This window comes from Paenibacillus terrigena DSM 21567 (assembly GCF_000374845.1).
In the GTDB taxonomy this organism is placed as follows: Bacteria; Bacillota; Bacilli; order Paenibacillales; family Paenibacillaceae; genus Paenibacillus_K; species Paenibacillus_K terrigena.
Window position 1 is genome coordinate 571,358 of the sequence record NZ_KB895413.1, and the last position, 13,638, is coordinate 584,995.

15 protein-coding genes are annotated in these 13,638 nt (G+C 40.4%); 13 read left to right on the forward strand and 2 right to left on the reverse strand.

Annotated elements, in window-relative coordinates; translation table 11 throughout:
• Window positions 1-251: 251 nt before the first annotated feature.
• The 7 genes from C558_RS0106835 to C558_RS0106865 all read left to right on the forward strand — a co-directional run bounded on the left by C558_RS0106835 (window position 252) and on the right by C558_RS0106865 (window position 4,766).
• Entirely contained in the window at window positions 252-677 is a 426-nt protein-coding gene (locus tag C558_RS0106835; protein WP_245583759.1) for a DUF2178 domain-containing protein, read from the forward strand.
• 13 nt (window positions 678-690) lie between these two features.
• A complete protein-coding gene (locus C558_RS0106840; protein WP_018755508.1) occupies window positions 691-891 on the forward strand; it encodes a helix-turn-helix transcriptional regulator in 201 nt (66 codons plus the stop codon).
• A 69-nt stretch (window positions 892-960) separates the two neighbouring features.
• Window positions 961-1,173 (forward strand): hypothetical protein, encoded by a 213-nt coding sequence (locus C558_RS0106845; protein ID WP_018755509.1) that lies wholly within the window; start codon window positions 961-963, stop codon window positions 1,171-1,173.
• Window positions 1,174-1,398: 225 nt separating this feature from the next.
• Window positions 1,399-1,758, forward strand: coding sequence for a RidA family protein (locus C558_RS0106850; protein WP_018755510.1), 360 nt, complete (start codon window positions 1,399-1,401; stop codon window positions 1,756-1,758).
• 108 nt (window positions 1,759-1,866) lie between these two features.
• Window positions 1,867-2,565 (forward strand): SDR family NAD(P)-dependent oxidoreductase, encoded by a 699-nt coding sequence (locus C558_RS30560; RefSeq protein WP_018755511.1) that lies wholly within the window; start codon window positions 1,867-1,869, stop codon window positions 2,563-2,565.
• Window positions 2,566-2,850: 285 nt separating this feature from the next.
• Window positions 2,851-3,282, forward strand: a complete 432-nt coding sequence (locus C558_RS0106860; RefSeq protein ID WP_018755512.1) for a VOC family protein — start codon at window positions 2,851-2,853, stop codon at window positions 3,280-3,282.
• A 464-nt stretch (window positions 3,283-3,746) separates the two neighbouring features.
• Window positions 3,747-4,766 carry a serine hydrolase domain-containing protein gene (locus C558_RS0106865; protein ID WP_018755513.1) on the forward strand — a complete coding sequence of 340 codons (1,020 nt, stop codon included), beginning with the start codon at window positions 3,747-3,749 and terminating at the stop codon, window positions 4,764-4,766.
• Window positions 4,767-5,069: 303 nt separating this feature from the next.
• Here C558_RS0106865 and C558_RS0106875 read toward each other — a convergent pair whose 3' ends face one another.
• A complete protein-coding gene (locus C558_RS0106875) occupies window positions 5,070-6,341 on the reverse strand; it encodes an MDR family MFS transporter (RefSeq protein WP_018755514.1) in 1,272 nt (423 codons plus the stop codon).
• Between the two features lie 99 nt (window positions 6,342-6,440).
• Between C558_RS0106875 and C558_RS0106880 the strand changes: the two genes are divergently transcribed.
• Entirely contained in the window at window positions 6,441-8,303 is a 1,863-nt protein-coding gene (locus C558_RS0106880) for an ABC transporter substrate-binding protein (protein ID WP_083927106.1), read from the forward strand.
• A 293-nt stretch (window positions 8,304-8,596) separates the two neighbouring features.
• Complete coding sequence (locus C558_RS0106885; RefSeq protein WP_018755516.1) at window positions 8,597-8,818, forward strand: hypothetical protein; 222 nt, start codon at window positions 8,597-8,599, stop codon at window positions 8,816-8,818.
• A gap of 136 nt (window positions 8,819-8,954) precedes the next feature.
• On the opposite strand, the gene C558_RS34210 is transcribed toward C558_RS0106885, so the two are convergent.
• On the reverse strand, window positions 8,955-9,131 hold the full coding sequence (locus C558_RS34210; protein WP_018755517.1) for a hypothetical protein: 177 nt from the start codon (window positions 9,129-9,131) through the stop codon (window positions 8,955-8,957).
• A gap of 401 nt (window positions 9,132-9,532) precedes the next feature.
• Here C558_RS34210 and C558_RS0106895 point away from each other — a divergent pair, with 401 nt between their 5' ends.
• From C558_RS0106895 to C558_RS0106910, 4 genes are all read left to right on the forward strand, one after another.
• Window positions 9,533-10,510, forward strand: coding sequence for a phosphotransferase enzyme family protein (locus C558_RS0106895; protein ID WP_018755518.1), 978 nt, complete (start codon window positions 9,533-9,535; stop codon window positions 10,508-10,510).
• A gap of 159 nt (window positions 10,511-10,669) precedes the next feature.
• Window positions 10,670-11,419, forward strand: coding sequence for an AraC family transcriptional regulator (locus C558_RS0106900; RefSeq protein WP_018755519.1), 750 nt, complete (start codon window positions 10,670-10,672; stop codon window positions 11,417-11,419).
• A 36-nt stretch (window positions 11,420-11,455) separates the two neighbouring features.
• Window positions 11,456-12,430, forward strand: a complete 975-nt coding sequence (locus C558_RS0106905; protein ID WP_018755520.1) for a phosphotransferase enzyme family protein — start codon at window positions 11,456-11,458, stop codon at window positions 12,428-12,430.
• 308 nt (window positions 12,431-12,738) lie between these two features.
• Complete coding sequence (locus tag C558_RS0106910) at window positions 12,739-13,611, forward strand: S-layer homology domain-containing protein (protein WP_018755521.1); 873 nt, start codon at window positions 12,739-12,741, stop codon at window positions 13,609-13,611.
• Window positions 13,612-13,638 lie beyond the last annotated feature (27 nt).

Consider the following 13,638-nt stretch of genomic DNA (forward strand, 5'->3'; position numbering starts at 1 on the left):
TCACTCCTTCCGGTGTTTTCTCGTTTGTATTTCACTTGTTAAGTTCATTGTATATTAGGAAGATTCGATGCTTCTAGATAACAAACTTGATACTATAGTCAACAAACGTTAGATTCGAAAAATTAAGAATGGGAAACGAGAGATACAAGAACCATTAGATGGAGTAAATTAACTTTTGACTATTCCATCTAGACTGTGTAATATGAAGTTAACTTCATGTGAAATAAACTTCACATTGTACGATGTTAGGGGTGACTTGCTTGAAAAATAGATTTACTGAGCTATATTTATGCTCATCAGCCCTTCTCATCATGGGGTTATTTGAAATCATTTGGAATCACACGAAAGCTAATACAACAGATGGATTGGTTTCCGGGGTTTCAATATTGTTGGTAGGAGTAGGACTTATAGCTTTCGCTATAACTTCTCACGTTAAATATAAGGCGAATAGAAAACAGATGGACCGAGAAATGTCCAAAGAATATGACGAACGAGATGATATCATTGATGGAAAAGCTTCACTATTTACGATGAGAATTATCATGTTGGTGACGCTTCTGATGATGTTTCTTTCAAATTGGCTTGCAATCCCAACGAATACTGCCTTATTTGTGATTATCGTATTGTGTGCGTGTACGAACTTTTTAGCTAAAAAATATTATAATCATGTTCTTTAATTAGGAGTAGGCTATGAGAAATAGAATAAAGGAGTTACGTATAGAACGTGGTATCAAACAACAAGAACTAGCTGATCAAGTAAGTGTTTCTTCAAGAACAATAATATCTTTAGAGAAACAGCAATATAATCCATCTGTTTTACTAGCCTATCGAATATCTTCAGTGTTTAACTTATCGATCGAAGAGGTTTTTATATTTGAGGAAGATGACTGATCATCGTATGCAAAAATAATTAGTGGGAAAAATTATATAAAGAAATCATACATCATGGGGGTCAAAAATATGGCATTAAAATTATTATTTATACTATTTGGAGTAGTCTTAGTATTATGGGGCATCTATAGAATGAAAACGGATGATGCGTTTGTCGGAAAGAATCAGAAGAGAAAAAATTTATTTAATCTATTAATACTTGGACAAGCCTCAGGGATTGGACAGTTCTTAAGTGGGATTTTATGCATAATATTAGGGATTGTATCCTTTATCATTAAATAATGAAACACATGGTGCCCTCGGGCTGTCGAGAATTTGAGATTATCCCCTTTAAGTAGACACATACAAAGTAAGGCTGTATGGTGTTCACTTAAGGGGGATTTTTTATTTTAAGGATATAAGTTATTCTCCAATATTTCATGGAAATACATGTTAAAAAATCATTTACAATTCGGAACATACGTTCTAACATGGAGTGGTGATCGTATCTCATAGGAGGTTCATGATATGATAAACCGGATTTCAACACCATTTAGCTACTCAGCAGCTGTTTCGGCAGGAGATTATGTGTTTCTTGGATTACATAGAGGTTTTGGACAAACCTTTACTGAGCAAATACATGATACTTTTTCACATTTAAAAGACACACTTATTCAACTTGATGTACCACTTCAAAACCTTGTAAAAGTTAATGTCTACCTCAAAAGTATTAAGGATCTACCCGAAATGGAACAAGTATTTTTTGATTACTTTGAAAAGGATTTCCCTGCAAGAATGACATCCACAACAGAGTTCATTGATTCAGACTGTCTTATGATGATTGACGGTATAGCATACAATGGATTGGGACGGAAAACGATAGCATAATGAGAACAGGCTGTCGGCACAATTGGCAGCTTATTCAGCTAACTTATAGATAAAATGGGATTTGCAGTTTGGGAAATCGTTAAGGATTAAAAAATGGAGGTTACCCAATTGAAATACTTCATAATTACTGGATCATCGCGTGGTATTGGAAGAACTTTGACTGAAAAGCTTTTGTCACCAAACCACCATCTATTTTGTATATCAAGAGAAGTAAATAATGAGTTACTTTCTTTAGCAGAATCCAACAATGTTTCAATGGATTACTTTGATGTTGATTTAAAGGATGTCCATAAGCTCGACGATTTAATGAATCAAATTATCCAAAAAATTAATGCATCTATTATTGAGTCCATCTACTTAGTTAATAATGCTGCAGTGGTTAAGCCAGTTGAATTCATAAGCCAGAGTGAACCTAATGGGATCATAGATCATATGAATGTTAACTTAATTGCTCCTATGCTCTTAACGTCAAGCTTCATAAAGTATACTAAAACATTAAAGGTAGACAAACGTGTCATGAATATCTCTTCTGGACTATCATTTAATTTGAAACCAATGTTAAGTTGTTACTCAACATCTAAAGCAGGTCTCGAAACATTTGTGAAATCAATTGGAGTAGAACAAGGTGATGTTAAAATTATGGGTGTTAGACCTGGGGCAACAGATACACAGATGTATGAAGAATCAGTGGTAACTGATGAACGTGCGAGTAAAATCAAGTTAGCTAAAACAAATTATGCTGCGGAAAGAATACTAACATACCTATTTGATAGATTCGAACATGGGAAAGTAGTAAAAGCATGGTGATGGTGATTATCATTTTGGATAAGTGATTCAACTAACGAGACACGATAGTTCAATAAAGACTTTTGAAGGCAGTCGGCTTTTTGTGTCGGCTGCCTTTGCTTAATTAAAGGGCAGGATAGTGAAGTGCGCCCGGACGCTCGTCCATTTCTGATTTTCCTTCCTCTACGGATAAGTGATTTCCTCAATAGGTTCACCAAAACTAGCAATCGAAAAGAAATCACGCATTTCTTTTTTGGTGTATAATGAATGAGGTTGTCCAAATTATTCCAAAGGAGATGTTAAATGATGTCAATCAGTTTGAACCCGTATTTGATTTTTGACGGTAACACGAAAGAAGCGGTCCATTTTTACGAGAAAGCGCTGGGCGGGAAAGTGATTAGCATCATGACGTACGGAGATATGCCGGCGGACCCGAATCATCCGTTGACGGATGACATGAAGGATTGCGTTATGCATGCGCACTTGAAAGTCGGCGACGCGGATCTCATGTTCACCGATAACTTCCCAGGCACGCCTTATCAGCCAGGCGATACGGTTCAGATTGCCATCCATCCCAGAGAAGAGGCAAGAGCGAGAGAAATCTTCGCCGCTTTGGAAGACGGCGGACAAGTCGTCTTGCCCATTCAGAAGATGGATTGGAGTCCCTTGTACGGGATCGTAAAGGACAAGTTCGGGGTTACTTTCCAAGTGAATGTCCCAGGAGAGCAGCCGCAGTAATACCACACAAACTTCCGCTCCACCTTGTTGCGCTAACGGGTCACGATAGTTGAATAACAAACCATTATTGAGCAGGCTTCCGCAGTCTGCTCATTTTATTAAGTTAACTTCCCGATCTTACGGATGTTGCCACTTTGCGGAAATTGGGAGTCAGACGGCTAAGTTTAGGAGGAGCATTGTACCGTAAAATGGCTACGTTATTGGAGCAGTGTTCGTTAGAGATGCTTGATTCTCGAGATACCTCCATCTTGTTCAAATAATATCGAGGGATGTCCTATAGTATGCAAAAAGCGGTAAGACTAACGGGACACGGGAGTTGAATAACACACATTGTTGAGCAGGCTGCTGATGCCTGCTTTTTATTAACCTCACGGGCATGATGCTTCAACTAATAATTCCCAAAACATGAAATCTGTTGTGCAATTTAAGCGAACTAACGTTCTGTATAATGAGAGGGGAGAAAAATGAATCTAAATAATAATATATTTAGCACTTTAGACGAGTATACGGAGCAAATTCAAAATCGAATTGCTGCATCAGCAGGAGCATTATGCGTAATTAAGGATAACAAAATCATACATGAATGGTATTCCGGGTTTCATCACTTCCATAAAGGTGCGAGAAAAACGGGAGCAGAATCACAGTTTAATGTTTATTCAACGAGGGTTACATACGTGGGTCTTGCTGCCGCAATCGCTCTTTATGATGGTTATATAGAAAGCTTGGATAGTTTGTTAAGCGAGTATCTTGTTGGTTTTGATAACGATATTCTTGGTAACACGACACTAAGGCATTTAGTCACACGCACAACAGGTCTGCAATTTAAAGGGAAAAGTGTAGTAAAAGGTTTTGTATCGGGTACAGCATTCGAAGGAAAAAAACCTGAAATCCTTGCCGCTATTGTTAAGAATGCAACTGGAAAAACGGTTTCTGAAATCATAAATGAAAGAGTCTTTAAACCTATGAATTTTACACGGACTGAATGGAGGACAGAGGGAAAAGAAACTTTAGTATGCGATATTAATGATCCCCATAGTTTCCCTACTTTGAGATTAGAATCTAATGAGGGTAGTGACCGTAATCTTTACGTAAGTGCGAGAGAACTAGCTCATTGGGGAAATTTACATTTAAACAAGGGGATGTATGAAGGTAAACAACTGCTTCCGGAAAAAGTATTCGATATTGTTACATCGGTTCAGACCCCAGATTCATTGCCAGTTCATTTACCCAGACTTGGCTTCTTCTGGTGGATTCAAAATTCAATGGTGGAGAGTTGTGAAATTGGACCAAGTTTACCGGAACAAACTTTTCAGATTCTCGGGGCATCGGGATGTTCATGTACAGTGATTCCGAAACATAATGCGGTGGTAGTAAGGATGACAAATAGCCTTTGGACTTTTGGTGGAAAAAATAATTTTGATTATCTTTCGGATATTCAGGAATTTGGTAATCTTGCCGAAGATGCATTAAGAAAATGGTCATGATATCAATCCAATGTGAAATGCAAAGGAGGTCCTCTATTTGTGCTTTGGAGTCCTTGACAAGTTAGGTGGAAAGAGGAACAATATGAAAATCAAAAGTAATTTTAACCAACTTTTGAACTAATGGGACACGATAGTTCAACAAATACATGGAGCAGATTGCCGGTGGCAGCTGCTCCATGTATTTGTTGATGCATTTATGCGTGGTGACGGAAAGAAATTACCACCGGCTGCAACCATTTCTTACTCTACTAATAGTAAGTTTAAGCGAGTAATAAGCGACTATTCAACTAACCTTTAAATTCCCTAAAGATTGTTAGCCGCGCGAACATTACGAGATAATAGGCATCGGAATGATAGATATGATACGACGAGTAGTATAGAGACGATTATAAATAATACAGCGCCACTTGTCTGGATGAATACTATACCGCCTAAATAAGGTCCAATGGAACGAGATATATCCCAATGTGTTCCATGAATTGAGAAGTATAGCCCTCGATTCGTAACTGGTGCAATACCAGCGACGTACTGATGAAGCCTGGTAAGTCCTAAGCTTTCTCCGATTGTCATCGTCAATTGAGCCACCAGTAAAGGCCACAACACGGAGGAGAACCCGTATAAAAGTGATGTCATGGTATAACAGAGACAAGTGATTAACATGATGGTTATGAGCGACACATGCTCCGTTTTTTTGATAAGCCAGACTTGCAGTCCAACAGATAGGCAAGCTTTTACGGTAGCCAGAATAGCGATCACAGACAAGTGATTGGTAAAGATAGCTTGCACATGTATACGAAAAGTTGTTTCTGTCTGTGCATAAAAGAAACTGATTGGTAATGTGCACAACATAAGAAGGATTACATGCTGATGAAGGAATACGAACTGTTTTGTTTGTCTGAATACAGATCGTGACTTATCTATAGAACGATCGGTCTGAGAATCTTGAACAACGACCGTTGCCAAAGGTTCATTCAGGTGATTTAGCGGTGCAGTCTCATGGGTGGTCTTCCAAAATACAAGCACGTAGATGAGGAGCGAACATGCTTGCAAACCGAATACGAGAGCGGGCTCCAAGACAAATACCAGCAAACCGAGTACGGGACCAAGTCCTTGCCCGATATACCCCAAGGTGTTTAATACACCATATACTTCCGCACGCTTCTCATCCGGGACGATATCGGCAATCTGAGCCCGTTCTGCCGGAATGTAGAGGGACTGACCAATTCCATTCAGGATATATAAAAATGCGAATAACCAAACTGAATCTGCAAGCATAAATCCGGTCATCGCTCCTATTTGTAAGAACAAGGCAAATAAGATGATGGGCTTTCTCCCGTAACGATCCGTAATACTGCCGCCTGCGATCGTAACTGCAATCTCTGCTAAAGGTTGCAATCCGACGATAATCAAAGGCAACAGAACGGAACCGTCCAACTTCTCGTATAAGTACAAGAGTAGAAAGGGCGCCAGCATCGAACCAGTTAGACTTGTTAGCAACTCTCCAAACATTCTGACTTGCAGCGTGGTATGATAGTTTTGCACGATATAGTTCCAGGTGTGTTTCAGCTTATTCATGAGTAGTCCCCCTTTTGTTTTTACATTGTAAAGCAGCTGAATAAACGTAAAAAGGGAAGAGATTTCTCATGGTTTTTACAGCTTTTTTAGAAAGGAACCATGATGATGCAATTACTCGAAGATTATTATCGGATACGTACCACCTATCAGCATATTCCTCTTCATCAAGGAATGACGATTTCTATTGATCAATTAACTGAGCTGCTCTGTTGTACCGATCGCAATACCAAGCTGATTATCCGCAAGTTAGTGGACCAGGGGCTGATTAGATGGGTTCCCGGCATAGGAAGAGGGAATCGCTCTCAGCTATTTTTTCTCGTCGAATTGGGAGATATCTATCAAAAGATTGCAAAAGAGCTTGTCTACCAAGGTAAAATTAAAGATGCATTAGCGCTTCATCATACCTATAAAAAAACGCTTCCTCTTGCCCATGAACAGTTCCAAAATTGGTTTGACACACAGTTTGGCTATCAGCAAGATTTGTGCAACAATAAACCGCATGATACGTTACGTTTACGTTATGACGATGTTTTTAATATTGTGGACCCCATACACATGTATCTGCGTTCAGATTGCCATGTTGTTATGCAAATTACGGATACATTGCTGCACTATGAACCACGCACGATGAGTACGAGAGCTCATCTGGCTCATCATGTCGAGTCTAGTGAGGATGGACGGATCTGGTCCTTCTATTTATGCAGAGGTGTGCAATTTCATGATGGAAAAGAACTTGATGCACAGGACGTCCTATATACTTTTGAGCGAGTACAGCAAGAAAATTCCCCTTATACATGGATGACAGAGATAATAGAAACAATGGACGTACTGGATGCGTACACCTTACGTATTCAGCTTGCGTACCCCTGCTACTGGTTTGATCGATTTGTTTGTAGTCCACATTTGTCCATTATGCAAGAACATGCTGCTAGACGATCCCAGATGAATGGCAGAAATCATTTAATTGGGACAGGCCCATTCCGTTTAGTCCGAAATGATGAATCGATGGTTGTGCTGGAGGCTTTTTCATCCTATTTTCGTGAGCGAGCATTGCTTGATAGAGTCGAGATTTGGATCGTACCAACTTACGAAGACACGATAGATAGCCAGGAGAGCACCTACGATCTGCAAAGTGTCCCATCCGTAGATCAAGATGCGTTATGTCAGGTAGGAATAGAAGGGGACAGGCGAACTGCACGTATGGAGTGTAATATTACTTTTCTCAGCTTTCAGCAGATGCGTGAAGGTGTTCTATCCTCTCCGTATTTCAGACAAGCTCTTTCTCTGATTCTTGATGCCAAGCATTTGATTTTAGAGGTAGGGGGAGAACGTGCAGAGACCACGGATCGTTTCTTCTCACATGAACTCCTTGGGATGGATGGGAGCGAAGTGGGTCGTGTAATGGGCGGAAATATTGAGGAGATGGCAGAGCTAGCACAATCCGTAAGACATTTGCTTTTACAAAGCAATTATCAAGGCGAAACGCTTCGTCTTTACACGTTTAAGGAAGAAGATCATCGACAGGATGGTGAGTGGATAAAAGCCAGGTGTGCTAAGTATGGTATTAAGCTAGAAGTATTCCACTTTTCCACTGAAGAATTACTAACGCCAGAACGGATTAGGGAAGCAGATCTGATCCATGATAGTGCTACGATCGGGGAAGATGTGGAGCTGTCCGTGTTACACCTTCTTTTGTCAGGGAATAGCTTTCTCCATCAGCATTTTAATGAAGAACAACGTGAATTCATCCAACAGACTGCACAGAAGTTATACGCGACTAAAGATAGAAGAGAACGATATGAAATTTGGGAAGATGCAGAAGGCCATTTATTGACTAAGTACGGGTACCTGCCCTTATATCGTAATTTAATTACGATGCGCTCACAGCCTGCGTTAACAGGTGTAACAATCAATGCGCAAGGGTGGGTAGATTATTATAAGCTTTGGATGAAAAAAATGTAGTTGAATAGCGAAACGGCAATTAGAACGGGAAGTATAGGTTCTGACTGCCGTTTTTCCATCACCTTAATTATAAGACATTTCTTGAGATCGGCTGCCTATTCTTAACTAACTGGCAGGATAGCGCAACAAATGGAATGTTATAACGTCTAAATAATACTCCAAAGTTGGGGATTTAGATTATAAGAGGGACTAATTTGAATAAAGCATTACTGATTGTCGTATAAGCTTTGTTCATAATTTCAGGTTGTTCAAACAATTCAAAATCAGATGATGATAAAAGTTACAATTATACTGTGACGATAGAAGATAATATATTTGGTTTTACTGGAGTAGAAGTACCTAAAGAGCAAATAGGCGAAAAAATTGAAATTGAACCTATAGCATGTAGTGTCTCAGAATATAAAGCTCCACCTGGAGACGTGATTTATAAAATCAAGGGATCTAAAATCAAAGAGACCGTAGCGGTTGTAAGCTATGATGAGAAAGTTTATTACCGATGGGCAAGAATAAGTTAAGCTAACGGGACATGATAGTCCAAGTAAAAAACAGAAGGCTATTGGCATATAAGTGGGGAAGTGTGTATTCTCAGTAGATTGTTATAACCAGGCTGCCGCTAGGTCGGCAGCCTGCAGTTCACTAAACCCCTCGTTCTTAACTTTCGATAATCTTATCTAACGAGGTTTGTGCATCACGGTTTGCCACTTTAGCAATTTCACGATCCGTTTTACTTCCTCCTTGGATGGTATCCGTTGCATTTGCCTGCTGGTTCAATTGCTCTTCAACTTGTCCTATCCCATGCGCCCCTTGATGATTCCGGCTTGTAGTCATAATTATCACCTCCGTTAACATTTTTGAAAATTCCCAAACTTATTTTTTTGTCAGCTTTACTTCGAATTATTTTGTATTCTAGATCTTCCTTGATCGTTCGGGTCGTTTGATCGTGATGGGCTATGCTTTGGTTTGTTTTTTTTGGGGTTGGTTTTAGTGCTCATTTTATAGTTCACCTCCTCTGTAATCCATAAAGAGTATTTCTCCAAACCGTTATCTTTATTAGAATATTAGGTGCTAAACTAACGGGATAGCGTATGCGGGCCATCCGCCGGCACAGCTTACCTTTATATTTCAATTAGTGGAGAAACAATGATTATAAGAGATTTCTACCCAAATAATCTGGGGATATTATGGTACGATAATCGTATTCAGTTGTACCTAGGGGAGAGAAGATAGCCGTGAAGAATGTGCAGGATATTTCAAAAGAAGCACTTAATTGCTATTCGATTCCTTATCATTCCATAGCTCATATTGGACAAAATGCAACTACCGTTTACAAGGTGACTGATAGAAATAATAATTGCTACAGTCTACGAATCCACCTATCCAGAAATGATGCAATGGAGAGTATTTGGTCTGAGAGAGAAGTCATCCATTCCGAAATGATTTGGCTGGAATCATTAACAAGAGATACGGATTTGGTGCTGCCATCACCTATAAAAAATAACAACGGTGACTATGTTTCTGTAATAGCCGGCATAAACTGTACGTTGGTAAAATGGGTAGAGGGAGAGCAAAAACAAATTGTGCCATCCGTTAAGGAGGCAGGGTACGTAGGTGAAATGATTGGGAAATTACATAAACAATCATCATCTTGGATGGTCCCGTCATCATTTACCCGACCCATTTTTGATCATTCGAGAATTGTACAATCAGTAGAAAAACTCAAACATCTTGCTAATAGGGATGAACTCGATATAAATGATGTGGAAATTGTGCAATCAGCTGGAGTACGTGCAATTTCTATGATGAACGGCATTGAAAGAACATCCGGCAATTGGGGAGTCATTCACGCAGATTTGATTCCAAGCAATTTTCTTTTTCATGAACAAGAAGTAAGAGCCATTGATTTTGGCGCTTGCGGGCTTGGCTATTTTTTATTCGATTTAGGTTGGACATTTTCATATATTCACCCTGCCTTCAGAAGTCATTTGCTTGAAGCTTATACCAAACACTTCGAATTGCCTCATAATTATGTTGAACAACTGGAAGGCTTCTTTGTAGTAGCCCAACTCGAAACCATGCATTTTTGGATTGGACTGCCTGAGTCTAAAGAATGGTTACCAGGTCATATTAGTAAATTAGCGAGTCGTGAATTTAAGTCCTATTTGAATAAAGAGGAATTTCTGTTTAGCGGTACTCCTTACTGGGAGTAGTTTGTTTAAGTAACGGGCAGTAGAGCGAGGTGAAAGGAGTCGTATTATCACTTGCTCAAACCTGTGTTTAGATATTGGCAAACATGATATTTCTGTGCAAGAATTGCAAGGCTCCATTTCGCACCATTACTTATAATTATACTTGAAAGTAGGATCTGAATGGATTGGCTAGCCCGCATGAATAACGCAATGGAATATATCGAAACACACCTGTCTGAAGCAATCGATTACGACCAAGTGGCTAGATTAGCCTGCTGCTCAACTTACCATTTTCAGCGGATGTTCTCGTTCATCACAAATGTTACGCTGGCGGAGTATATTCGGCGCAGGCGGCTAACCCTTGCCGCATTTGAGCTGCAAAACACTGGTGTCAAGGTCATCGATATTGCATTGAAGTATGGTTACGAATCACCCGAGGCATTTTCCAGAGCGTTCAAAAAAATGCACGGGGTGGTGCCGATGTCCGCGCGCGACAAAGGCGTTTCACTCAAGGCCTATCCTCGGCTATCCTTTCATATTTCTATTCGAGGAGATGTGGAGATGAATTACAAAATTCAGGAAAAACAAGGTTTTGAAATGTTCGGCGTTTCAACTTTGGTCAATGCCGATGGCGTGAATCCGTATATTGAAATACATCAATTTTGGGAGAGGTGCATTTCCGACGGAACAGTAAAGCGAATTCTTTACGCGATTTTCACAACCGGAATCAATCCCGATGGACAGAATGATATTCATGGATTGTGGAAGCGTATCTGGGGTGAGTGGTTTCCGAGTTCTAATTACGAATTTGCAAATGGCCCTGAGCTTGAAATGACCTATGATCGAGGCAACGGCATGTACGAAATGGAAGTTTGGATCCCTGTCGTTAAAAAAGTGAGTCGTAGGCATAGTACCATATCATTACCTTAGTGTTAGGGGCGATTTCCTTTGGAAGGTGTGAACAGAATGGATAATGTAATCATCGCTCAACATGCGCTGACGCAGTACGATATTAACGTTGTATCCGTATCACCAGTAGCTCAAAGCGGCGCTGCGGTTTTCAAAATTGAAGATAATTGTGGATTGTTATACAGCCTACGTGTTCACAAATCTAAAATCAGTACGCTTGAAAAGATATGGACGCGCTCAGATGCGCTGGATTCTGAGTTGGTATGGCTGGATGCACTTAATCGCGATACTAGTCTCACCCTCCCTGTGCCAAAACGCAATAAGCAAGGGTCATATGTTACACAAGTGGACGATATAAATTGCACGATGCTCAGTTGGGTGGAAGGCGAGCAAAAACAATACTTTACCAGCGAACAAGAATTGAAATCCACCGCTGAAATGACGGCAGCTTTGCACCATCATGCCAGTAAGTGGCAGCCCCCTTCATCTTTTATCCGTCCAACGGTTAATCGTGCACGCATACAGAATGCTCTGGACTTGCTCAAGCAGCCCGTGCGGGAAGGGTTATTAGATGCACACGATGTTCAGATCCTTGAAGCCGCTGGGGAAAAAGCGATGGTCCTGCTCGACACTCTCCCTAAGAATAAGTTGACTTGGGGCGTATTGCACGGTGATATCGTTCCTCCCAATATCGTGTTTGTAGATGGGGTTGCAAATCCCATTGACTTTGGCGCGTGTGGATTTGGTCCTTTTCTCACTGACTTGGCCATCACATTTACCTTTATTCATCCCAATGCCAGACAGCAATACATTGATTGGTATGGAAAGCACTTTCCGCTACCAAATGATTATGTGGCGCAAATAGAAGCATTATTTATTTCGCTAGTGCTAATCGGGATGAGGAACGCTCTTGGTATACCTGAATCGAACAATTGGCTGCCGACGCATGTGAAAAAGTGTGCATCTCGTGAATTTGGCAGGTATGCAAATGGGGAAGGGTTTTTATTTACAGGCACACCATGTTGGGAATGATAAGCAATTATATTTATTAGGAAAAAGATCATTTGATTTTGCTAACTGAAAACAATAGTTGAAATAACGTGAGTTCAAGAGAGGGCCATCCCCACAAAGGATGGCCTTAAAACTTGCCATTACAGCCAGCGCGGAGAACCGTATCAGTACGGGTCATTGAACTAACTGGGAACGATAGTTCAACGATGATCAACTAAGACAAAGCATATGCTCCCTGTTCGCGTTAACTTATTATTTATTCATATTTGTAACATTTTCCAGAGCATAAACGTCTAGGGGAGAATAAATGATATACGGAGGGAAACAAGATGAGAAATGTAATGATAAAACCACTGATGCTGCTTATGTTAATCGCCATCTTCAGCATGGGCATTAGCGGTTCCGCTTTTGCTCATAAAGGGAACAATGAGAGTAAACAAGACAGGAAGGACAGCTTGAACGCGGCAACAGCAGTGACCATGATCGTAAAAGGCTTGGATTTAAACATCGACAATATTAAATTTATCAAGCAACCGGAGGCGAGCGACTATTTTACGAAGGTTAAAAACGACTCCTCATACGCGGAATACTTCATCATCGCTCAAATAAACGGGCTAGCAATTCCGAAAGACATTAATCCTTCCGCTAAAGTCACCCGGGAGCAATTCGCCAAATGGCTTTTTGGGGCATTAAGCCATAAGGGAGATTATGCATGGATCGAAATTTTCCAAAGCGTTTCGGATGCCGACCAAGTGACAAACGGGTACATGGACAGTATTCAGAAGTTGCTCATTGCCAAGATCGTATCCCTAGACAGCAAGCAACGCTTCTATCCTAAGAGCTATATCACTCGCGCAGAAGCTGCCGATATGATCAGTAAAACGTTAAAATTCATTCAAAACACAAAATCGGAAACACCTGATCCTTCTTTTGGCCAAGTAAAAATCACTTCGGACAAAGAAACAGATTCTGTCACCCGAGTTACGTTATCCACTCTGGCTCCTCATTCTGGATATGGACTCGAGATTACGGGCATCCAATTCTCGAAAGGCATAGCTACGATTCAATATAGAATCGTGCAGCCTGATCCTGACAAAATGTACACCCAAGTCATTACGGAGTTGAAAGCCGTGACTTATATCCCTTCGGACCTCAAAGCTGTACTAGGGGCAGTACAACCCACACTCACATTCCAAGGCTAGTCTTTGTCGGTTAAGGTGGTTCGCAAT

Excerpts from the sequence above, each read along its gene's own strand:
- C558_RS0106840 (WP_018755508.1), top strand. The coding sequence starts at position 691 with ATGAGAAATAGAATAAAGGAGTTACGTATAGAACGTGGTATCAAACAA.
- C558_RS0106845 (WP_018755509.1), top strand. The coding sequence starts at position 961 with ATGGCATTAAAATTATTATTTATACTATTTGGAGTAGTCTTAGTATTA.
- C558_RS0106850 (WP_018755510.1), top strand. The coding sequence starts at position 1,399 with ATGATAAACCGGATTTCAACACCATTTAGCTACTCAGCAGCTGTTTCG.
- C558_RS0106860 (WP_018755512.1), top strand. The coding sequence starts at position 2,851 with ATGTCAATCAGTTTGAACCCGTATTTGATTTTTGACGGTAACACGAAA.
- C558_RS0106865 (WP_018755513.1), top strand. The coding sequence starts at position 3,747 with ATGAATCTAAATAATAATATATTTAGCACTTTAGACGAGTATACGGAG.
- C558_RS0106875 (WP_018755514.1), bottom strand. The coding sequence starts at position 6,341 with ATGAATAAGCTGAAACACACCTGGAACTATATCGTGCAAAACTATCAT.
- C558_RS0106880 (WP_083927106.1), top strand. The coding sequence starts at position 6,441 with ATGATGATGCAATTACTCGAAGATTATTATCGGATACGTACCACCTAT.
- C558_RS34210 (WP_018755517.1), bottom strand. The coding sequence starts at position 9,131 with ATGACTACAAGCCGGAATCATCAAGGGGCGCATGGGATAGGACAAGTT.
- C558_RS0106900 (WP_018755519.1), top strand. The coding sequence starts at position 10,670 with ATGGATTGGCTAGCCCGCATGAATAACGCAATGGAATATATCGAAACA.
- C558_RS0106905 (WP_018755520.1), top strand. The coding sequence starts at position 11,456 with ATGGATAATGTAATCATCGCTCAACATGCGCTGACGCAGTACGATATT.
- C558_RS0106910 (WP_018755521.1), top strand. The coding sequence starts at position 12,739 with ATGAGAAATGTAATGATAAAACCACTGATGCTGCTTATGTTAATCGCC.